Consider the following 19,937-nt stretch of genomic DNA (forward strand, 5'->3'; position numbering starts at 1 on the left):
CGACTCGGACAGGGGTGTTCAGGTGGGTTCGCACGATCTGGCGGTGCGTTGGGCGGACGCGCTCGACGGCGTCGTCGCCCCCACGCTGACCCGCACCCAGATCGAGGCGCTGCTGGCCGGACTCTGCGAACAACTGCTGGCCGCGCTGCGCGGGGACAGTGGCCTGGACTGCGCGCGGATCGCCGCCGCGGCGCTGGTCGCGGCCAACTACCGGGACGAGACGGCGGTCAGCCGCACCGTCTCGGTGATCTGCCGGGACATGGTCCGCGCCGCTGTCGGAACGCCCGATCCGCGACGGGACGGGGCGCTGCCCGATCCGGAGCGGGTGCGCGAACGCGCGATCGACGTGGCCGCGGAATTCGCCGCCGGATTCACCGCGGCCCTGCGCGCGGCGGCCTTGTCCGAACAGGAGACGACCGTGGCCGCGGCGCTGTCGGCGATGCGGGAGGCCCAAGCGCAGCGGCAGTTGTCGCAGGCGCGGTTCTCGGCCATATTCGCGGGCGCCTCGGTCGGCATCGGCACCATCGACGTGCGCACCGGACAGGTGGTGGACGTCAACGCCGCGATGGCCGAAATGTTCGGCGCCCCAGCGGAATCCATCACCGGAATGCAGGTCGCCGACGTGCTCGGGCCGATCAACATCGGGCCCGCCTACGCGCAGTTCCAGCAACTGCTGGAGGGCGGGATCGACCGTTTCCGGCTGGAGACCGGGTACACCCATCCGAGCGGGCATCGCACCGCGATCGACCTGTCCATGTCGGCGGTCCGCGACGAGCAGGGGCAGATACGTTTCCTGATCGGCGTCGCGGTGGACATCACCGAACGCAAGGCGCTGTCGGATCAGCTGTGGCACGACGCACATCACGACAATCTGACCGGCCTGGCCAACCGGGTGCTGTTCTTCGACCGGCTCGCCCACGCCACGCCGTCGATCGGCCTGTGCTATCTGGATCTGGACGGCTTCAAGGAGATCAACGACGCCTACGGGCACACCGTCGGCGACCGGGTGTTACAGGCGGTGGCCGAGCGGTTGCGGGAGGTCGCCGAACCCGGCGGGCTCGCGGCGCGGCTGGGCGGCGACGAATTCATCGTGCTGATCGAGAAATGCCGGGACGACACCGGACTGCAGATCCTGTCCCGGCGGCTACTGGACGCGCTGTCCGATCCGATAGTCATTGCGGGACATACGATCTCGGTGGGCGCGTCGATCGGGACGGCGCTGGTCGACGAACCTCCCGCCGCCATCGACGATCTCATGCACACCGTCGATACGGCCATGTACCGCAACAAGTCCGCGCGATCACGTCCGGGGCTGCACACCCGGCGCAAGCGCTGAGGTCTTCGCCCGCCCGACGATCGGCCCGGCCTACTATTCTGCGATAGCCCGGAGTTGACCGGACGGTGAAGGGATTCGATGATCGCGCTGACCTCGACGGCCGAGGATGTGCAGCGGGCCGCGGACCTGCTCGGCGTATTCGCCTTCGGGGTTTCCGGTGCGCTGCTGGCGGTCCGCAAGGACTACGACATGGTCGGCATCGCCGTGCTGGCCTGTGCGACGGCCTTCGGCGGCGGCGTGGTGCGCGATGTGGTGATCGGGGCGGTGCCGCCGGTCGCGCTGACCGATCCGTGGTACCTCGGCCTGCCGATCCTGGCCGCGGCGATCATCTTCCTGTGGCGGCCGCCGCCCCGGCTGGTCGCGACGCCGCTGGATCTGGCCGATGCGGTCGGCCTGGGCGTGTTCAGCGTCACCGGCACGGTCGCCGCGTATCAGCACGGGTTGGCCACGGTGCCCGCGGCGCTGCTCGGCGTACTCACCGCGGTCGGCGGCGGACTCATTCGCGATGTGCTGGCCGGTGTGCAGCCCAGCGTGCTGCGCCCGGATCAGGAGATCTACGCGCTGCCCGCACTGCTCGGCGCGAGTGTGGCCGCGGCACTGCTGCACTTCGGCGCGCTCACCGCCTGGACCGGTGCGGCGGCGTCGGCGGGCGCGGTCGTCTTCCGGGTGCTGGCCCTGCGCTATCACTGGCACGCGCCGCGGGCCCGGCGGCGACGGGGCTGAGCCCGCCGCCGGTCACCGGTGCAGCCAGGTGTCGAAGAACTGCAGCCGGGCCGAGGCTTCGAACTTCAGGTCCGACACCGCCGCGGACGCCCCGATCGTCTGGGACAGCTCGATCGTGGGGATCCACAGTCCGTTGTCCAGGACCTGCTGCTGCGCCTGGCCGATGAGCTCGGATCGCGCCGCGGCGTCGGTCGTCTGCAACTCACCGGACAACGTCCGGTCCAGATCCGGAATCGGGCCGCGCACATTGAAATTCTGACCGTCCAGTCCGAAGACGGTGCGCAGGATGTCACCGTCGGCGCGGGTGGTGTTGTAGTAGAGCGCATCGAAGTCCTTGCGGCTCTGGCGCGCTGCGTACTCCGCGTCGGACGCGGGTTCCAGGCGCAGGTCCACCCCGACGGTTCGCAGCTGCTGCTGGACCAGTTCGAGGATCGCCTGGTTCCCGGCGAAGGCATGGCTGAACAGCACGCCGAAGGACAGCCGCACACCGTCCTTGACCCGGATGCCGTCACTGCCCGGCGCCCAGCCCGCCTTGTCCAGCAGCGACTTCGCGGTATCGGGGGCGTAGCCGAGACGTTTCGAAAGATCCACGTACTCAGGTGTTTTCGAGGCCAGCGAACTGGTCGCGGTCTTGAACTGCGGCCCCAGCACGGTGTCGACGAGTTCCTTGCGGTTGATCGCGGGCAGCAGTGCGGCGCGCACCGCCGGATCGCCCAGCGGACCGCGGGTCAGATTCGGCTGGATACCGAACGGGACACCGGGATTCGGCGTGACGAGCAACCGACCGCCGGAACCCTCGATCTGCGGGGCGTCCTGCGGCAGTGCATCACTCACCGCGTCGAGCTGACCGGAGGACAGGCTGCCGGTGCGGACCCCGGACTCCGGGATCACGGTGAATTCGATCCGGTCCAGATACGCCGCCCCGTGATGGCCGAAAACTGTTGAACCCCAGTTGTATCCGACACGCTTGGCCAACGTCGCGGAGGCGCCCTGCCGGTATCCGGCGTAGGTGAACGGCCCGCTGCCGATATCGTTGCCCAGGCAGCGTCGATCGGCGGGCTGGGCGGTCGTGGCGTCGGCGAGAATGCCCAGCTGCGGCGTCGAAGACGCCTGCAGGAACTGCGCATTGGCACGGTCGAAACCGACCTGCGCGGTGAGCGGATCCAGCACGGTGGTCCCGGTGTACCCGGCCAGATAACTCGCCGCCAGCTGCGCCTTGGCCCCGGTGAGCGTGTGCACGATGGCGTCGAAGTTCTTCTGCACGGACGTCGCGGTCAGGGCGGTGCCGTCGCTGAAGGTGACCCCGGGTCGCAGATGGAAGGTGAACGTCCTGGCATCCGGGCTCACCTCCCAGCTCTGCGCCAGCCAGGGCGTGATCGCGCCGGTCTTCGGATCCTGGTCGGTCAGCGAATCCACGATCTGCCGTGTGACATAGAGGGTTTGGTTGGTGCCGGACTGGGCCGGATCCGAGCAGGTCGACGCGAGCGACAGGCCGTAGCGCAGGGTTCCGCCGGGTCGCGGCGGTCCGGCGGCGTCACCGGAAGGGGTTCCGGAACCGCAGGCCGCGAGTGTGAGCGTCGCGGTGAGTGCGCAGAAGGAAGCGAGAAGGCGTTTCATGGTCGATCTCCGGGGAGGCTGTGCTGCGTGGGTCGTCGAGTCGCCGGGGTGCCCGGTCACGGGGCTTTCTTCGGCAGTCCGGGCGGATTGATCCGGCTCTGCTGCACCGCTTCGCCGCCCAGGCCCCAGCGGTCGAGCACCTTGCGGTACAGGCCGTGGTCGATGGCGTACTGCAACGCCTGGTGCACCGGGCCGATCAGACCGTTGTCCTTCTTGGTGAGCACCGCGATCTCGGCCTGCAACGCATCACCCGCACCGGAGAAGGTCGAGACGATCTTCGTCTGTCCCGTGGTGGCGACGTGGTAGGCCGCATCCGGATCGGGGCCGAGGAAGCCGTCGAGACGGTGCGAGGCCAGCGCCAGGTAGTAGTCGGTGGTCTTCTGGTAATAGGCGATCTCGATCTTCGGCAGGCCCTGGGCCACGTTCTGCTGATCCCACTGCACCAGCAGCTGTTCCTGGTTGGTGCCGCTGCCCACGCCGATCCGCTTGCCCGCCAGCGATTCCCGGTCCTTGTAGGTCCAGTTCGCATCCTTGGGCAGCTCCAGCGCGAGCGTGTCCTTGCGGTAGGTGGCGAAGTCGTACTTCTCCTTGCGTTCCTCGGTGACGGTCACGTTGGAGATGAACGCGTCCACCGCGCCGGAATCCACGGCGACGAAGTTCTGCGCCCAATCCGCGGTCCGCACATCGAGTTTCAGCCCGATGACGTCCGCGACCAGCGAAGCGAAGTCCAGTTCCGAGCCGATCACGGTGCGGTCGTCGGTGGCGTAGAAACGCAGTGGCGCACCGGCATCGGCGGATCCGGTGACGATCAGCGTGCCGCGATCGCGGATCGCGGCGGGCACCTGCGCGGCGATCGAATCCACCTTGTCCGCGTGTACCCGGCTCGCCTGCTGCGGCGAGAGATCGTAGGTCTGCCCGTTCACCGAGCGGACCTCGTCACCGGTGCCGTCGCCACCGCCGCACGCGCCGGCCACCAGCGCCACGGTGCTGAGCACGGCGGTCAGCACCACGGTGCGCCGCCGAATTCCTGCCTGGACCCTCATCGAATCGCCTTGTCCTCCATCGAGCCTGGCGGTTGCACTGTGCCCGCGAGCCGGATCGTCGCGACGTCCGCGAGCCAGGTCTGCACGGTCGCCCCAGCTGGGCAACACCGACGCTAGGTGCGAACCCGTTGGCGCGTCTGCACTCTCGATCGCCGTGAATCGAACGCTGTTTCCTGCGCGGCAGGTGTGCAGTGCCTTCGGATCGGCTGTGCAGTCGCCCGAACGCACACCCGAGGAGTCAATCGGAGAATTTCTCCTCTTATCATTGGAGGCGGCAGTGTGCACCTCACGGGAGGCCCCATGGACGCAACGACGCGGCCGATGCGCGCCGATGCGCGCCGCAACTACGAGCGCATCCTCGAATGCGCTCGCCAGATGTTCGCCGAACTGGGGACCGAGGCGCCGCTGGACGAGATCGCCCGCCGCACCGGTGTCGGCCCCGGCACCCTGTACCGGCACTTCCCGAATCGCGCGGCACTCATCGAGGCCGTCTACCGCTCGAGTATCGAGGCGCTCAGCAGACGCGCGGCGGAATTGCTCGATGCGGACTACACGCCGCTGGAAGCTCTGGACCTGTGGGTGCGCGCGCAGGTCGACTTCGTGATGAACCGGCGCGGCCTCGCGGTCACCCTCAAGGCCGCCCTGGACCGCGACTCGGACACCTTCATGCTGTGTTCCACGATCGCCACCGAGGCCGCCGCCGCTGTGCTTCGACCCGCGCAGGAGGCCGGACTCGTTCGCCCGGAACTGGAACCGAAGGACCTGATCCGTCTCGGTCACGGCATCGGAGCAGCCTGCGAACAGACTCCCGAGGCCGCCGAGCGGCTGCTCACGGTCGTCCTCGCGGGGCTGCGCACATCGCCCTGAGCACCGCGTACATCGCCTCGAGCACCGCGACGTCATCCGGGTGGGAGCCCGGAAACCGGCAACCTCAGCCCGCGGCGCCGAGTGCGAGTTCGTAATCGCGACAGCGAGCCGAGAGGGTGAGCCCCGCCGTGGCCAAGGCCGTGCGGACGCGCTGGTCGTCGTGCTCGAAAACGCGCAGCACCAGGGCCTGTGGCACCTGGTCGTGCAATTCGGTGATGACCGCGCCGACCAATGCGGCCAGACCGCCGGGATCCACGTCCTGATAGGTGAACCCCTCCCCTGCATCGATGTACGCCGCGCTGCCGACGACCGAGGTGGCCACGCTGGCTACCGGATCCACCGAACCCGGTGTCAGCAGGGCGACCACGAGCGCCTCACCGGCCGGTTCGGTGGATTCGGCGAGGGCGTGCAGCACACAGTCGACCGGTTCGGCGAAGCTCAGCGCCATCGGAGCCCGCCAGGTGCGCGGTTCGGCGGTCCACACGCGGGCGTGTTCACCGACCGCGACCGCGCCGAGCGCGGCGGCCGCACGTCCCTCGGGACCGATGTCGGTGCCGCGCCACCGCAGCACCCGGTAGCCCAGTGCCCGCGCCTGTCCGGCCGCACCGGCCAGCAGCGCCTTCACGACGGCCTCCTCGGCAGCGGTGGCCGGTTCGAAATCATAGTGCCCCAACCGAATTCGGCGGGCATATCGCGACACGTAGACAGGTTCGGTCAGAGCCCGCGCATGTTCATCTCCGGTCAGGGCGGCCCAGCCGAGCAGTTCGCCGTCGCGCCGGGCGGCCAGGATCCCCAGTCGGCCGCGCGCGGGCCCGAGATCCTCGGCGACAGCCAGTCCGGCCGCACCGGCCAGCTCGTTCGCCAGGCGCAGACCTGTTCCCGGATGCCGATCCCATTCGAGCACCAAGTCCATATCCGCACAGTAGCCACGAAATTTGCTGTTCGATTACCAGACACGGTGCGCGGCGCTGGTGAGCCCAGTTCGAGTCACATCGTTCTGCTCTATCACGATCCAGACTCGTGTGATACATCGCCAGCTCGAAGTGGTGCTAACGTTAGCGAACCCAAGGTTGCCAATCGGTAACAGGGAATGTAGTTCAGTCGGGCTTCAGCAAGGAGAATTGCGATGACAAGCTCACTGCGACTCGGCCGCACCCGTACCGCCGCCGCACTCGCGGCAGCCGCTTGCCTCGGCGGGACAGCCCTCGCGAACGCCATACCCCTCACCGTCGATCCGCACCCCAGCGCGGCCGCCAATCTGGTGACCAACGCGAATTTCCACAGCGGGCTCAGCGGCTGGTCCGGCCACGTCTACCACGCGAACGTCGGCGGCAGCGGCGCCAGCGTGCACGACAACGGCTATATCGGCCAGGACGTCCCGGTGACCAACGGGGGGCGGTACACCTATTCGGTGCGGGCCGGTGCGAATCCGGGCGGTTCGGTACTCGCCCTCGCGCTGGATTCGCGGACCGGCGTGGCGTACGTCAGCCGGTCGGTGACCTCGCCGACCACCGTCGGCCAGACCTTCACCGCGGTCGGCCCGACGGTGTACATCGCCTGCCAGGCCACCGGCGCCAGTGCGGGCGGATGGTGCAACGACTTCAGTCTCGTCGCCGCACCCGGAGCGTCCAGCGGGTCGGCAGGCACCGGCTCGGGCTGAGGCCGCGGCGGGCCGAGGCCCTCACCCGAGCATGTCCAGTGCGGCCAGGTGACTGAACAGCACCGAGGCGCCGATCGGATTGCCGCCGCCGGGATACACCGTGCCGCTCACCGCGGCCATGGTGTTGCCGGCGGCGTACAACCCGCGAATCGGCTCCCCGGACGCGGTCAGAACCCGCGCCGCGCTGTCAGTGCGCAGACCGCCCTTGGTGCCCAGATCCGAGATGCCGAAGGCGGCCGCGTGATACGGGCCCGCGCCGATCGGCACGAGCGGTGATTCCCCGTTGGAGAACGCCCGGTCGTACGCCTCGTCGCCGCGCCCGAAATCCTCGTCGCGGCCGCGTTCGGCCAGCTCGTTGAACCGGGCCACCGTCGCGACCAGCGCCGGGCCCGGCACCCCGATCCGCTCGGCGAGTTGCTCGAGCGTATCGGCGGTGTGCCACAGGCCCGCGGCCTCGTACTGCTCCGGCTCGACCGTCGGCACATTCGTCGCCTGCACCGGCGGGACCACGCCGTTGCTGTCGTCGTAGATCATCCAGTACGGCAATGTCGTTGCGCCACTGCGCATCTGCTCGATGACCTCGCGGCCCACCCGATCATAGGGCGCGGATTCGTCGACGAACCGCACCCCGTCCTGATTGACGAACAGACCGCCGGTGAACCACAGCGCGAAGGCCGCGCGCCCGTCCGGATGGATCATCCCGGGCGACCACCACGCCTGATCCATCAGGTCGGTGTCGGCGCCGATCGCTATCGCGGCCTCGTGCGCGCGGCCCAGATTGCCCCACGGACCCATGGTGTCCCGGGCCGTGCCGGGCACACCGTATCGCTCGCGCAGCTCCTGGTTGCCCTCGAAACCGCCTGCGGCCAGGATGATTCCGCGGCGGGCGCGAATGGCGGTGCGCACGCCCTCGCGTTCGACGACGGCCCCGGTGACCGCGCCGTCCTGCACGATCAACTCGGCCAGCGCGGTGTTCAACCGCAGTGCGGCGTTCGGAAACTTCGACAACGCCAGCAGGAAGCGGCCGATCAGGGCCCGGCCGCCGATCAGTGTGCTGGGCTGTTCCTCGCCGAGCCGGTCGGTGGCCAGCGGGCCGCGCACCGATTCACTGAGCGCGCCGAGCCGATCGGCGGGCAGCGGAGTCGGGATGATGTGCCGATTACCGTCCAGACGCGCCCCGGCCGCCTTGCCGAAGTAGTCCGGCCACGGAAAGACCTGGAAGGAGAAGCTGTCGTCCTGCTCGAGGTACTCGATCACCCCGCCGCCGCGACGCACGTAGGTGTCCTGCAACTCGGCCGGTGTGCGGTCGCCGACCACCGCCCGAAAATAGGTGAGTGCCTCGTCGAGGGTGTCGTCCACGCCCGCGCGGCGCAGCACCGGATTGCACGGAAACCACATGCCCCCGCCGCCGGAATACGACGTGGTGCCGCCGAATTTGTCGGTCGCCTCCACGACCAGCACGCTGTGCCCTTCACGCGCGGCGGTGTACGCACCGCACAACCCGCCGCCCGAACCCGCGACCAGCACATCGACTTCTTCGTCCCAGTTCACACCGCACCACTTCCGCCGGAAAAAATCTCCTCCGACGGTAGCCAGCGCGGACCTGCCCGGAAGGCAACTGTCCCGATCATTGGACAGCGACTTCTCAGCTACCAGCGTTTCACCTGTCCCATTCGGACGGTGCGGGTAGTTTTGACCGGGTGCGATATGCGCACGGAACCGTGGAGTCGATCACCGCATTCCTGGCGACCATTGTTGCCGGGCTGTCGCTGACGTTACCGGTCGACTTTCGATGGGGCATCGACTCCGGTCCACTGCAGCTCAATATGCTCGCCAACAGTCAACCGCGGGCAATTGCCGCCGGGGCGATCGTCGCGGTGATCGTGTCGACCTTCGCCGCGACCGCGTTGAACGAGCTGGTCGCCTGGTGCACGGCGTTGTTCGGCATCGCGGTGCTGTTCGTCAACCATCTGCTCGGGCGGTCGGCCGGGCCGGAATCCTCGCTGACCACCCTGAACTTCCTCGATGCGCTCGCGGGCGGCGTGCTGCTGGGTGGTCTGGGTGCGGCGGTGCTGCATCGGCGGACTGCGGCGTTCGGGTGGACGGTCGGCGCGATCGGCAGCATCGTGATCGTCGAGGCGCTGCCCGCCCCGTTCCGCACCGGAATGGCCGACCACCACGTCCGCGCGAACTGGGTGCCGGGCAATTCCCCGCCGACGTGGATGATCGGCCTGGTCCTGGTGTTGATCGCGATCAGCGCCTATCTGAACCGACGCCAGCCCCCGGCGAACCGGCTGTCGGTGGAGCTGCCGATAGCGCCGATCGTGACCGGCGTCATCCTGATCGCGTCCCGGCTGTTCCTCGCCGGATGGATCGCACGTCATGCCGACAGTGCGTTGTCGATCGCGGTCTGCGCGGCGGTCACGGTGGTCATCACGGGTGTCGCCGCACTGCTGCTACCGGGCCGCGACGGCATGTTCGTCCTGCTCGCCGCGGCCCTGACCGCCTCCGGGAACGCGGTGGTGCCCGCCGCCATCCCGCAATGGTCCGTCGCGATCCTGATCCTGCTGTGCGCGGCCGGGGTGCTGATCGGGGTGCGCTGGTCGTCCCTGCCGATCGCACTGACCGCCGCGGCGGCCCTGGCGTTGGCCGCGGTGCTGCTGACGCACGTGCACAACTCCGTCACCGACGCGATCGTCGAGGTGGCGCTGGTACTGATCGCGGGCTACTGCCTGGGCACCTCCCCGCCGCGGCACAGCGCGAGCCGGGTGTTGGCGATCGTGATCCTGCTGGTCCCCTCTGTGATCATCGCGCTGCGCGCCCGCCTCAGCTTCGGCACCTGCGATATGGTCGGCGCCGATCGCGCGGTCGTGTGCGAGTTCGACGAGCGCACGTCCGCGGCGCCCGGGTGGACGGCCTTGGCGATGATCGCGGGATACGCGGTTTTCGCCTACGTGATCAGCCGCAAACCAATGGTCCCGGAAGCCGCTCCGACCACGCCTCGAACGACCCCCTCCCCCTGAAACCCTCTGTCCTACAAGGAATGTGCGGCACTCGATCACACCTGCGGTCCCGAATGCGGGAGCGGAATTCGGGGGTCCTGCGGCATTCGGGGTGACGCGGCGGCGCGGTCGCGTTCGAAGGTGAGCAGCAGGTCCGCGGCGACGCTGACCGCGATGGTGGCCGGATCCTTGCCGGTGATCTCGGGCAGGCCGATGGGAGTGCGGATGCGGGCGATGGATTCGGCGGTGTGACCACCCTCGGATTCGAGCCGGCGGCGGAACCGAGCCCATTTCGCCGACGAGCCGATCAGGCCGATCGACCCGAAATCGCCGCCGCGCAGGGCCGCATCGCAGAGGGCGGCGTCCTCGGCGTGGTCGTGGGTCATGATCAGCAGGTGGGCGCCGGGCGGCAGTTCGGCCAGCACCTGTTCGGGCAGCAACGGCACCTCGTGCACGTGGATCCGGGCCGGTGCGTCGCGCAGGACGGACAGTCGCCGGTCATCGAGCATCTCGTGCCGGGTATCGATCAGATGCAGGTCGAGATCGTGGCGAGCGAGGATGCGCGCGAGTTCCAGCCCGACGTGCCCGACCCCGAAGATCGCGACGGCGGGCACCACCGGCAGCGGTTCCAGAAGCAGCACAACGGTTCCCCCGCAACACTGCACACCGTGCCGGTTGATCACCTTGTCGTTGAGCGCGAAATCCATCAGCTCCGGCTGCGGGTCCGGCGAGTCGATCAGCTCGCGGGCCCGCTCGATCGCGACCGCCTCGACATTCCCTCCACCGATCGACCCCCAGGTATCCGCCCGTCCCACAACGAGTTTCGCCCCGGCAGGACGCGGCGCATGCCCGCGCACGGCGGCGACGGTGACCAGCACCCCGGGCTCGCGGCGGTCCCGCAACCGCGCTACCGCCGTCACCCAGGTCAGCTCAGCCATGACCGAGAACTCCTGTGCCGTCCGGGATCTCACCCATCGGCCGATGCCCCGCACGCGCGATGCCCGGTCGCGCGGCGCCTCTCCCGTCACCGGCCGGACCCGCCCCGACCGGAACCGGATCGGCGAACGAAACCTCCTGCATGGCAACCTCATCCGCGTGCATCCCGCGACGCGCCCGTTCGATCGCCCAGTACACCGCCTCCGGTGTCGCGGGTGAGGGCAGATCGATGCTGATCGTGGCCGGACCGAAGGCCGCGACCGCCGCCCGCAACGCCTCACGCACCGAGAACGCCAGCATCAGCGGCGGCTCACCCACCGCCTTCGAGCCGTAGACCGCGCCCTCCTCGGTGGCATCGGCCAGCAGTTCGACATTGAACTCCTCGGGCATCTCCGAGAAGCTGGGCAATTTGTAGGTGCTGGCGGCCTGGGTCAGCAATCGGCCGCGGCCGGGTCCGTCGCCGGTGTCCCAGCGCAGATCCTCCAGGGTGAGCCAGCCCGTCCCCTGCACGAAACCACCCTCGATCTGACCGATATCGATCAGCGGGGACAGACTGTCGCCCACGTCGTGCACGATGTCGACCCGCCGGATGCGGTAGGCCCCGGTGAATCCGTTCACCTCCACCTCGCTGGCCGCCGCGCCGTAGGCGAAGTATTTGAACGGCGAACCGCGCATACTCGCCGCATCCCAGTGCAGTCCCTCGGTCCGATAGAAACCGGCCGCGGACAGCTGCACCCGCTGCCGGTATGCGGTCCGCACGAGATCGGCCCAGGCGACGCCGTCACCCGAAACGCCCAGCGGCCGGGCCACGCCGTCCACGATCCGGACATCCGCCGCATCGCAGCCGAGCCGGGTCGCGGCCACCTGCGAAAGTCGTTCGCGCAGTTGCTCACACGCGTTCTTGATGGCCCCGCCGTTGAGATCCGCACCGGAGCTGGCCGCGGTGGCCGAGGTGTTCGGCACCTTATCGGTGCGGGTCGGGGCCAGGCGCACCGTATCCAGCGGGACGCCCAGGGTGGTCGCGGCGACCTGCAACATCTTCGTGTGCAGACCCTGGCCCATCTCGGTGCCGCCGTGATTGATCAGGACCGAGCCGTCCTTGTAGATCAGCACCAGCGCACCGCCCTGATTGAACGCGGTCAGATTGAACGAGATGCCGAATTTGACCCCGGTGATCGCCAGACCTCGTTTGACGTGCCGATGCGCGGCATTGAACGCCTCGATCTCCCGGCGGCGCGAGGTCAGATCGGCGTTCTCGTGCACTTGCTGCCACACCGCTTCGATCCGCTCCGGCGTGCGCACCAACTGCCCGTAGGGCGTGCACTGACCCGCGGAATAGAAGTTGCGACGGCGCAATTCGGCCGGATCCAGACCCAGCAGCGGTGCGCAGCGCCCGAGCAGATCCTCCATCACGAGCATGCCCTGCGGCCCGCCGAATCCGCGGAAGGCGGTGTTGGAAGTCTTGTGCGTCTTGGCGATTCGGCCGCTGATGCGGGCGTGCGGAATCCAGTAGAGGTTGTCGACGTGGCACAGCGCGCGAGCCAGGACCGGTTCGGACAGGTCCAGACTCCAGCCGCCGTCGGCGGTGAGGGTCGCGTCCAGTGCGCGCAGGCGGCCGTCGGCGTCGAATCCGGCCCGCCAGACGGCATGGAATCCGTGCCGCTTGCCGGATATGGTCAGATCCTGAGTCCGGTTGAGCCGCAGGCGAACCGGACGTCCGGTGAGAGTCGCACCGAGCGCCGCGACGGCCGCGAACCCGTGCGGCTGCATCTCCTTGCCACCGAAGCCGCCGCCCATCCGCAGGCACTGCACCGTCACCTCGTGACTGCGCAACCCCAGCACGTGCGCGACGATCTCCTGCGTCTCCGAGGGATGCTGCGTGCTGCTCTGCACGAAGATCTGCCCGGACTCGTCCACCATCGCCAGCGCGGCATGCGTCTCGAGGTAGAAGTGCTCCTGCCCCGAGAATTCCAGCTCACCACTGAAGATCCGCGCCGATTCGGCGAATCCGGTGTCGATGTCGCCGCAGCGGATCTGCGGCTGCGCACCCTGGAAACTCCCGGCCTCGATCGCATCGGCGATGGTGATCAGCGCCGGGAGCGGTTCGATATCGACCTCGACGGCCGCCGCGCCGAGCCGAGCCGCCTCGAGCGTCTCGCCGAGCACCCAGCAGACCGGATGCCCGTAGAACATGATCTCGGTGGGGAACAGCGGTTCGTCGTGCTTGGCTCCGGCATCGTTGATTCCGGGCACATCCTCGGCGGTGAGCACCCGCACCACTCCCGGCACCGCCAGCGCCGGCGCGGTGCGCAACGAGGACACCCGCGCATGCGCGCACATGACCTGCACGGGGTAGGCGTGCAGCACATCCTTGGTCCGATGCACCAGGTCGTCGGTGTAGAGCGCGGCACCCGTGACGTGCAGAGCGGCACTCTCGTGCGGCATCGGCACACCCACCGACGGGTTCTCCGGTCGCTGCGACAGATCACTCATACCGCCGCTCCCTCCGTGGTGCGCGCATACATCTCGCGCAGACTCTGTGCGAGCATGGCGCGGCGGTAACCCGCGCTGGCGCGGTGGTCGTCCAGTGGGGTGCCCTCGGCTTCGAGAACCCGCGCGGCCGCCTCGATGGTCTCGGGCGACCAGGGAAGGCCGGACAGCGCCGATTCGGTGTCGTAGGCGCGGACGGGGGTTTCGGCCACTCCGCCCAGTCCGATTCGGACCGAACGGACCACGTCGTCGTCGACATCGATCGCGAAAGCCACTGCGACGCTGGAGATATCGTCGAAGCGACGCTTGGCGATCTTGTGGAATCCGGACAGTCGGGCGAGCGGGCGCGCAATGCGCACGGCACGGATCAGCTCATCGGGGCGGCGCACACTCCGCCGATATCCGGTGAAGTAGTCGGCCAGATCCACCTCGCGCTCCCCGGCCGGGCCCGCCAGCACCACCGACGCGCCCAGGGCCAACAGTGCCGGTGCGGCGTCACCGATCGGCGAGCCGGTGCCGAGGTTGCCGCCGAGGGTTGCGCTGTTCCGGATCAACCGGGAGCCGAACTGCGGGAACAGTTCCGCCAGTAGCGGCACCTCGCCTGCGAGTCGTCGCTCGAGTTCGGTGAGGGACAGGGCCGCGCCGAGTTCGAAACGATCGGGTTCGACGTGCAGGACCCGCAGTTCGGGCAGCTGATCGATGGCGATCACGTAGTCGGCGCGGCGGGCGCGGATGTTCACCTCCACACCCCAGTCGGTGCAGCCCGCGACGACGTCGGCGTCGGGGTGCGTGTGCAGCAACGTCACCGCCTCGGTCAGCGTCGCGGGCCGGACGAAGGTGCGGCCATCCTGCTCGAGTACGGTCGGCGCCGGTTCGGGCGGCGCGGCCGCACCGCGTCGGGCGAGCGGATCGTCGGCGTCCGGTGTGCCGATCGCGAAGGCGGCATCGCGGATCGGTCGATATCCCGTACAGCGACACAGATTTCCGCTCAGCGCGTGCAGATCGAATCCGTTCGGGCCATGCTCGGAATCCGCCAGGCCATCGGCTGCCACCCGGTCGGGCCGGTAATATTCCGCGGCCATACTGCATACGAATCCCGGTGTGCAGTAACCGCATTGGGAACCGCCGCGAATCGCCAGCTCGCGCTGCACCGGATGCAGCGCCTCCGGCGTACCCAGCCCCTCGGCGGTGACGACCTCCTGCCCGTCCAGTGCGGCGACCGGAATCAGGCAGGCGTTGACCGCGATCCATTCGGTGCGCCCGACGATCCCGGGGCGAGCGAGCATAACCGAACACGCACCGCATTCCCCCTCCGCGCAGCCTTCCTTACTCCCGGTGAATCCCCACTGCCGCAGGAATTCCAGCAGAGTCGTCGTCGGCGCGGCCGGAGAAATCGGCATGACTTCTCCGTTCACCGTGATCCGCGCCGTTACCATGGCAAACCCTCTTTTCGCTGTCGATCGAATGAGCGTGCGGTCGGGTCGAGGACGACAATCACCATTTTAGGCGGCTTTCTGCATCGAGCGTGCCAGGCGAATTCGGTGGCGCATATCGATCTGCGCCGGAAATCCGGAAGGGGTGGACGACACCGTCCGGAACGAGACGAAATACCCGGTCAGCAACCGTGCGCGACGCGGCCGGGAATCCAGACCCGGCGGTGAGCGAGACGACGCAGATCGCACTCGACACCCATCCCGATCACCTCCTCACATCGGTCGTGCAACACGCTGGAATTTCAACGTACTCACCGCCCGCACGACCGGTCAAGCATCGCCGCGAGCACCCCACACCTTTGGGATGATCCTCCAAACGACACAACGCATTTCATCGTTCCGATCGGATTATCCACCGAACCGGCGCGACAGGGGTGTTACCTCCGGTAAACATATCGTTGCGGCACGGCCGGGCATCGACTCGTGGCATTTACGCTTGCGCCGCGGGACGTTCGTCTCACGAATTTCCCGCGACACTTTCGCGCCGGGAGTTCCGGCCGTCGTCGGCCGGTATATCCGCTCGCCCAGGAGGCTTGCCATGTCATTGCGCTTCTCGCGTCCCTCGCGCAATCCCGACGACGGGCCGCCCCATCCGGTCGACGAGGTGCCGCCCCCGGCCCGGCTCGCGCTCCTGGGCCTGCAACACCTGGCGATCATGTACGCCGGTGCGGTCGCGGTTCCGCTGCTGGTCGGCGGCGCGCTGAAACTGCCGCAACACACGATCGGCACTCTGGTGAACGCCGATCTGCTGGTCTCGGGGATCATCACGATCGTCCAGTCCGTCGGCATCGGCAGAATTCTGGGCGTTCGACTGCCGCTCGTGGCGGGGGCGACGTTCACGGTCGTCTCGCCGATGATTCTGATCGCCGAACAATTCGGCGGCGGTGCGGCGGGACTGCCCACGGTGTACGGCGCGATTCTGGTGTCCGGCGTCTTCGGTCTGATCATCGCGCGCTTCTTCGCCACGGTGGTTCGCTTCTTCCCGCCGCTGGTGTCCGGTTGCGTGATCTGCGTGATCGGGCTGTCGCTGATCGGTGCGGATGCCGGGCTGATCGCTGGCAACGACTCGAAATCGCCTGAGTACGGCCAGATTTCGCATATCGGCCTGGCCGGGCTCGTGATCCTGATCATCGTGCTGATCCACCGATTCACCCGCGGCCTGATCAGTCAGCTGGCGGTACTGCTCAGCATCGTGATCGGGACGATCGTCGCGATCCCCATGGGGCTGGTGCATCTGTCCGAGGTCGGTAAGGCCGGATGGTTCGGGATCTCGCATCCGTTCCTGTTCGGCGCGCCCCAATTCCACATCGCCGCAATCATTTCCATGTGTGTGGTGATGCTGGTGACGTTCACCGAGTCGACCGCGGACATCGTCGCGGTGGCCGAGATGGTCGACAAACCGCTCCAGCCGGGCGATCTGGCGCGCGGCCTGGCCGCCGACGGCCTGTCCGGCGTGCTGGCCGGATTGATGAACTCCTTCCCCGACACCGCGTTCGCCGAGAACGTCGGACTGGTCGGGCTCACCGGTGTGCGCAGCCGATGGGTGGTCACGGTGTGCGGGGTGCTGCTGGTGGCGCTGGGACTGGTGCCGAAGGTCGGCAGTCTCGTTGCGGCACTTCCGGATCCGGTGATCGGCGGGGCGGCGACGGTGATGTTCGCGATGGTGACCGCGGTCGGCCTGCGCGTGCTGCACAAGGTCGAGTTCGACGGGACGCACAACATGCTGATCATCGCGGTGACGTTGTCGGTGGCGCTGTTGCCCTCGGTCGCGCCGAACTTCTACACCAAATTCCCCACCGACTTCCAGATGATCGCCGCCAGTCCGATCACCTCCGCGGTGATCGTGGTGTTCGTGCTGAATCTGCTGTTCAACCACTGGCGCGCCGGTACCCGCGCCGCGACGAGCTGATCCGAGGAACTGCGCCGACATCCCCTGCCCGGGGGATGATCGATCACCTGCCGAGGTGACGATTTCGCCCCCGGAACTTCCTACCGTGATCGGTGACGGCGGCACAGTGCGGCCGATTCGCCAGGAGGTAGGGATGTCCAGCGGTCTGTTCCTGTACGCGTTACCCGCGTTCGTCGTGTTGATGCTCGTGGAATGGGCGGGATACCGGTTCGATCCGGATCGCCGCGGCGGCACGATTCGCGACTCGACCACCAGCATCTCGATCTACCTGCTGGGGCGGGTGGCCAAGATGTTCGAGCGTTTCCTGGTGCCCTTCTCCATCCTCGGGGCGGCGGTCGCGCTGACGCCGTGGCACCTGAATCCGCACGAGTGGTGGGTGTGGGTGCTGGGCCTGGTGGTCACCGATTTCTGCTATTACTGGGCGCACCGGGCCGATCACCGGATCCGGCTGCTGTGGGCCGGGCACAGCGTGCACCACTCCAGTCAGCAGTTCAATCTGACCACCGCGGTGCGGCTGCCCTGGCTCATCCCCGGCACGTTCATCCGCTCGGCCGCGTGGGTCCCCGCCGCGCTGATCGGCCTGCCGCTGTGGATGATCTTCCTGCTGCAGTCGATCGGCCTGCTCTACCAGTTCCCGATCCACACCCAGCGAATCGGCAAACTCCCCGCCCCGATCGAATACATCTTCAACACCCCCTCGCACCATCGCGTCCACCACGGCTCCAACAACCCGTACCTGGACAAGAACTACGCCGGAATCCTCATCATCTGGGACCGGATGTTCGGCAGCTACGCCGAGGAACTCGAACCCGTCCGCTACGGCCTCACCAAGAACATCGACACCCACAACCCCCTCGAGGTCAACTACCACGAATTCGTCCGCATGATCTCCGACGTCCGCCACGCCCACACCTGGCGGGCCCGCCTCGGCCACATCGTCGCCCCTCCGGGCTGGACCCCGGAACCGGTCGAGGCACGCCTCGCCCCGGAACGGGAACCCGTGGGGGTCACCGAGTAACCCGCGCCGCTCGGGGTACCCGCGGTCACGGCGAAAGTCTTCTGGTCGCCGTGACCGCGCAGGGCGTTCAGCGCCACCCTGGGGAACGCAGTGCGGCCGCTGCGACCAGTACCGCGATGACGGCCAATGTGCTTGTGGTGAAACCGGTTTCGCAATCGCCGGTGGCGAAGAACCGGTGCTGAGGGTGCCGACCGTCCTGCCGCCAGAGCACGAACACCAACTGGAATCCACTGAAGGCGGCTGAGGCCACCAGCTGCACGATCATGGTCGCGGCGAAGGCGAGCAGGTATACCGTCGCGACCCAACCGACCTGCGCGGACGTTGCGCCGAGACCGCCTGAATCGCGGGAAGACCGACGTTGACGACCGTGACATTGAGCAGATCCAGCATGAAACCCAGTACGAGGATGATCATCGCCAGCCAACGCCGTCGGTACGGCGCGCGAGGACTGCCACTGCACAGCCCTCGGCGGCCGCGATGAGATGAAGACGGCCGTGGCGGGCGATGGCGAAGGTGAGCCGCTGAGCGGCGGTTGAATCCGACGCATCGACGCCGATGGGCCCGTACGGGCGAAGTGGGCAACACGTTCCGGCGAGCGGCGCATGATGCCGGAAAATGAAAGTGGCCCGGAACCTGATGGTTCCGGGCCACTTCGCTAGTAGCGGGGACAGGATTTGAACCTGCGACCTCTGGGTTATGAGCCCAGCGAGCTACCGAGCTGCTCCACCCCGCGTCGGTGAACACAACATTACACACGGGTGGTTCGCGATCGCAAATCGCCTGGTCGATAAGGGTTTTCAGGGCCCCGAACGATCGATTCGGATGATCTTGACTCTCCCGCTCAAGTGTGACTGTCATCACATTTCAGCGGGCGCAGGGGCACGCGGCGGCCGTTACTTCGCGCACGCACGCGTGCGTCTCCAATGCAATAGGAAAATAACGTGATCCACGGCACAAATTGGCGGTGATTAGCGCCACATAATAGGCAAATAACAGACCGACCAGAATTTGCCATTACGGCATTGCCGACCTGCATGGACAGCGATTTTCCAGTTATTCGCTTCATGCAATTCCGTACGTTATCAAGACGTGATCTGCTGAAATTTGTTCGTTATGGTCGTCGACGACCCGGATCGACACCGTGACGGGCACCCATCCGAACCGCTGCCACCGGCAACCCTGCCCCGCGGTCCGGGAAACCCCGACCACCTGGGGGCAGGGACTCGGCGTAAATCGCCGTGTCGGCGGGCACGGGGAGGGACAACCACATGAACAAGAACCGGAAGATCAGCAGTCGCGCCCTCGGCTTCGCCGCCGTGACCGGCGCCCTTGTTGCCGTCCCGTTCGGAATCGCCGGTACCGCCTCGGCCGCGCCGACCCACGACTGGGACGGCGTCGCGCAATGTGAGAGTGGCGGGAACTGGCACACCAATACCGGTAACGGCTACTACGGCGGTCTGCAGTTCACGCAGAGCACCTGGCGGGCCAACGGTGGCAGCGGCATGGCCAGCCAGGCCAGCAAGGAAGAGCAGGTCCGCGTCGCGGAGAACGTGCTCAACACCCAGGGTGCGGGCGCCTGGCCCGTCTGCGGCAAGTACCTGCGCTGGGGCGCCACCAGTTCCCCCGAGGCCGCGGCTCCCAAGCCCGCCCCGGCGCCGGCCGCGCCCGCCGCACCGGCCCCCGGCAGCCGCGAGGCCATGATCGCCCAGGCCGAGGACACCGCCTCCCAGGTCGCCGAGAAGCTCGGCTTCGATGCGCAGTACCAGCAGGTCCTGCAGCAGAACACCGGACTGATCCAGTCCCTGGGTCGCTGATCCGGCGAAAGACTCCCCATACCGGAGAC

General features: G+C 67.8%; 16 protein-coding genes and 1 tRNA gene. 8 read left to right on the forward strand and 9 right to left on the reverse strand.

Annotation, left to right across the window (positions count from 1 at the left end; translation table 11 throughout):
* Positions 1 to 22: 22 nt before the first annotated feature.
* Positions 23 to 1,336, forward strand: a complete 1,314-nt coding sequence (locus tag ON40_RS26010; protein WP_040827070.1) for a sensor domain-containing diguanylate cyclase — start codon at positions 23 to 25, stop codon at positions 1,334 to 1,336.
* Between the two features lie 78 nt (positions 1,337 to 1,414).
* On the forward strand, positions 1,415 to 2,059 hold the full coding sequence (locus ON40_RS26015) for a trimeric intracellular cation channel family protein (protein ID WP_040827072.1): 645 nt from the start codon (positions 1,415 to 1,417) through the stop codon (positions 2,057 to 2,059).
* A gap of 12 nt (positions 2,060 to 2,071) precedes the next feature.
* Here ON40_RS26015 and ON40_RS26020 read toward each other — a convergent pair whose 3' ends face one another.
* Complete coding sequence (locus ON40_RS26020) at positions 2,072 to 3,676, reverse strand: ABC transporter substrate-binding protein (protein ID WP_040827074.1); 1,605 nt, start codon at positions 3,674 to 3,676, stop codon at positions 2,072 to 2,074.
* A gap of 56 nt (positions 3,677 to 3,732) precedes the next feature.
* A complete protein-coding gene (locus ON40_RS26025; protein ID WP_040827076.1) occupies positions 3,733 to 4,719 on the reverse strand; it encodes an ABC transporter substrate-binding protein in 987 nt (328 codons plus the stop codon).
* 300 nt (positions 4,720 to 5,019) lie between these two features.
* Here ON40_RS26025 and ON40_RS26030 point away from each other — a divergent pair, with 300 nt between their 5' ends.
* Positions 5,020 to 5,586, forward strand: a complete 567-nt coding sequence (locus ON40_RS26030) for a TetR/AcrR family transcriptional regulator (RefSeq protein ID WP_040827078.1) — start codon at positions 5,020 to 5,022, stop codon at positions 5,584 to 5,586.
* A 64-nt stretch (positions 5,587 to 5,650) separates the two neighbouring features.
* On the opposite strand, the gene ON40_RS26035 is transcribed toward ON40_RS26030, so the two are convergent.
* Positions 5,651 to 6,499 carry a hypothetical protein gene (locus ON40_RS26035; protein ID WP_040827079.1) on the reverse strand — a complete coding sequence of 283 codons (849 nt, stop codon included), beginning with the start codon at positions 6,497 to 6,499 and terminating at the stop codon, positions 5,651 to 5,653.
* Positions 6,500 to 6,712: 213 nt separating this feature from the next.
* Here ON40_RS26035 and ON40_RS26040 point away from each other — a divergent pair, with 213 nt between their 5' ends.
* Complete coding sequence (locus ON40_RS26040; RefSeq protein WP_040827081.1) at positions 6,713 to 7,246, forward strand: hypothetical protein; 534 nt, start codon at positions 6,713 to 6,715, stop codon at positions 7,244 to 7,246.
* Between the two features lie 21 nt (positions 7,247 to 7,267).
* Here the strand turns inward: ON40_RS26040 and ON40_RS26045 are convergent, their stop codons facing one another.
* Positions 7,268 to 8,797, reverse strand: a complete 1,530-nt coding sequence (locus ON40_RS26045) for an FAD-binding protein (RefSeq protein WP_040827083.1) — start codon at positions 8,795 to 8,797, stop codon at positions 7,268 to 7,270.
* Between the two features lie 149 nt (positions 8,798 to 8,946).
* Between ON40_RS26045 and ON40_RS26050 the strand changes: the two genes are divergently transcribed.
* A complete protein-coding gene (locus ON40_RS26050; RefSeq protein WP_040827086.1) occupies positions 8,947 to 10,269 on the forward strand; it encodes a hypothetical protein in 1,323 nt (440 codons plus the stop codon).
* A 35-nt stretch (positions 10,270 to 10,304) separates the two neighbouring features.
* Here ON40_RS26050 and xdhC read toward each other — a convergent pair whose 3' ends face one another.
* The 3 genes from xdhC to ON40_RS26065 are packed head-to-tail and all read right to left on the reverse strand — an operon-like array spanning position 10,305 to position 15,110.
* On the reverse strand, positions 10,305 to 11,186 hold the full coding sequence (gene xdhC, locus ON40_RS26055; protein WP_218008870.1) for a xanthine dehydrogenase accessory protein XdhC: 882 nt from the start codon (positions 11,184 to 11,186) through the stop codon (positions 10,305 to 10,307).
* Entirely contained in the window at positions 11,179 to 13,677 is a 2,499-nt protein-coding gene (gene xdhB, locus ON40_RS26060; protein WP_083895932.1) for a xanthine dehydrogenase molybdopterin binding subunit, read from the reverse strand. The genes xdhC and xdhB overlap by 8 nt, the downstream gene beginning before the upstream one ends.
* Positions 13,674 to 15,110 carry a xanthine dehydrogenase small subunit gene (locus ON40_RS26065; RefSeq protein ID WP_040827088.1) on the reverse strand — a complete coding sequence of 479 codons (1,437 nt, stop codon included), beginning with the start codon at positions 15,108 to 15,110 and terminating at the stop codon, positions 13,674 to 13,676. Before ON40_RS26065 ends, xdhB begins: the two co-directional genes overlap by 4 nt.
* 595 nt (positions 15,111 to 15,705) lie before the next feature.
* On the opposite strand from ON40_RS26065, the gene ON40_RS26070 reads away from it, so the two are divergent.
* Together ON40_RS26070 and ON40_RS26075 are read left to right on the forward strand one after the other, a co-directional pair.
* Positions 15,706 to 17,076, forward strand: a complete 1,371-nt coding sequence (locus ON40_RS26070; protein ID WP_051193563.1) for a nucleobase:cation symporter-2 family protein — start codon at positions 15,706 to 15,708, stop codon at positions 17,074 to 17,076.
* A 133-nt stretch (positions 17,077 to 17,209) separates the two neighbouring features.
* Positions 17,210 to 18,094, forward strand: a complete 885-nt coding sequence (locus ON40_RS26075; protein ID WP_051193570.1) for a sterol desaturase family protein — start codon at positions 17,210 to 17,212, stop codon at positions 18,092 to 18,094.
* Positions 18,095 to 18,161: 67 nt separating this feature from the next.
* Here the strand turns inward: ON40_RS26075 and ON40_RS26080 are convergent, their stop codons facing one another.
* Both ON40_RS26080 and ON40_RS26085 read right to left on the reverse strand, forming a co-directional pair.
* The gene (locus ON40_RS26080) at positions 18,162 to 18,344 is read right to left on the reverse strand and encodes a hypothetical protein (RefSeq protein ID WP_157186423.1); all 183 of its coding nucleotides are present in this window, start codon (positions 18,342 to 18,344) and stop codon (positions 18,162 to 18,164) included.
* A 409-nt stretch (positions 18,345 to 18,753) separates the two neighbouring features.
* Positions 18,754 to 18,827: transfer RNA gene (locus tag ON40_RS26085), tRNA-Met, on the reverse strand.
* A 535-nt stretch (positions 18,828 to 19,362) separates the two neighbouring features.
* Here ON40_RS26085 and ON40_RS26090 point away from each other — a divergent pair.
* Complete coding sequence (locus tag ON40_RS26090) at positions 19,363 to 19,908, forward strand: transglycosylase family protein (protein WP_040827092.1); 546 nt, start codon at positions 19,363 to 19,365, stop codon at positions 19,906 to 19,908.
* Positions 19,909 to 19,937: the final 29 nt, after the last annotated feature.

Origin of the sequence: Nocardia jiangxiensis NBRC 101359, assembly GCF_000308615.1 — a bacterium.
Classification (GTDB): Bacteria; Actinomycetota; Actinomycetes; order Mycobacteriales; family Mycobacteriaceae; genus Nocardia; species Nocardia jiangxiensis.

Excerpts from the sequence above, each read along its gene's own strand:
- xdhC (WP_218008870.1), bottom strand. The coding sequence starts at position 11,186 with ATGGCTGAGCTGACCTGGGTGACGGCGGTAGCGCGGTTGCGGGACCGC.
- ON40_RS26020 (WP_040827074.1), bottom strand. The coding sequence starts at position 3,676 with ATGAAACGCCTTCTCGCTTCCTTCTGCGCACTCACCGCGACGCTCACA.
- ON40_RS26015 (WP_040827072.1), top strand. The coding sequence starts at position 1,415 with ATGATCGCGCTGACCTCGACGGCCGAGGATGTGCAGCGGGCCGCGGAC.
- ON40_RS26075 (WP_051193570.1), top strand. The coding sequence starts at position 17,210 with ATGTCCAGCGGTCTGTTCCTGTACGCGTTACCCGCGTTCGTCGTGTTG.
- ON40_RS26090 (WP_040827092.1), top strand. The coding sequence starts at position 19,363 with ATGAACAAGAACCGGAAGATCAGCAGTCGCGCCCTCGGCTTCGCCGCC.
- ON40_RS26035 (WP_040827079.1), bottom strand. The coding sequence starts at position 6,499 with ATGGACTTGGTGCTCGAATGGGATCGGCATCCGGGAACAGGTCTGCGC.
- ON40_RS26065 (WP_040827088.1), bottom strand. The coding sequence starts at position 15,110 with ATGGTAACGGCGCGGATCACGGTGAACGGAGAAGTCATGCCGATTTCT.
- ON40_RS26025 (WP_040827076.1), bottom strand. The coding sequence starts at position 4,719 with ATGAGGGTCCAGGCAGGAATTCGGCGGCGCACCGTGGTGCTGACCGCC.
- ON40_RS26040 (WP_040827081.1), top strand. The coding sequence starts at position 6,713 with ATGACAAGCTCACTGCGACTCGGCCGCACCCGTACCGCCGCCGCACTC.
- ON40_RS26030 (WP_040827078.1), top strand. The coding sequence starts at position 5,020 with ATGGACGCAACGACGCGGCCGATGCGCGCCGATGCGCGCCGCAACTAC.
- xdhB (WP_083895932.1), bottom strand. The coding sequence starts at position 13,677 with ATGAGTGATCTGTCGCAGCGACCGGAGAACCCGTCGGTGGGTGTGCCG.
- ON40_RS26070 (WP_051193563.1), top strand. The coding sequence starts at position 15,706 with ATGTCATTGCGCTTCTCGCGTCCCTCGCGCAATCCCGACGACGGGCCG.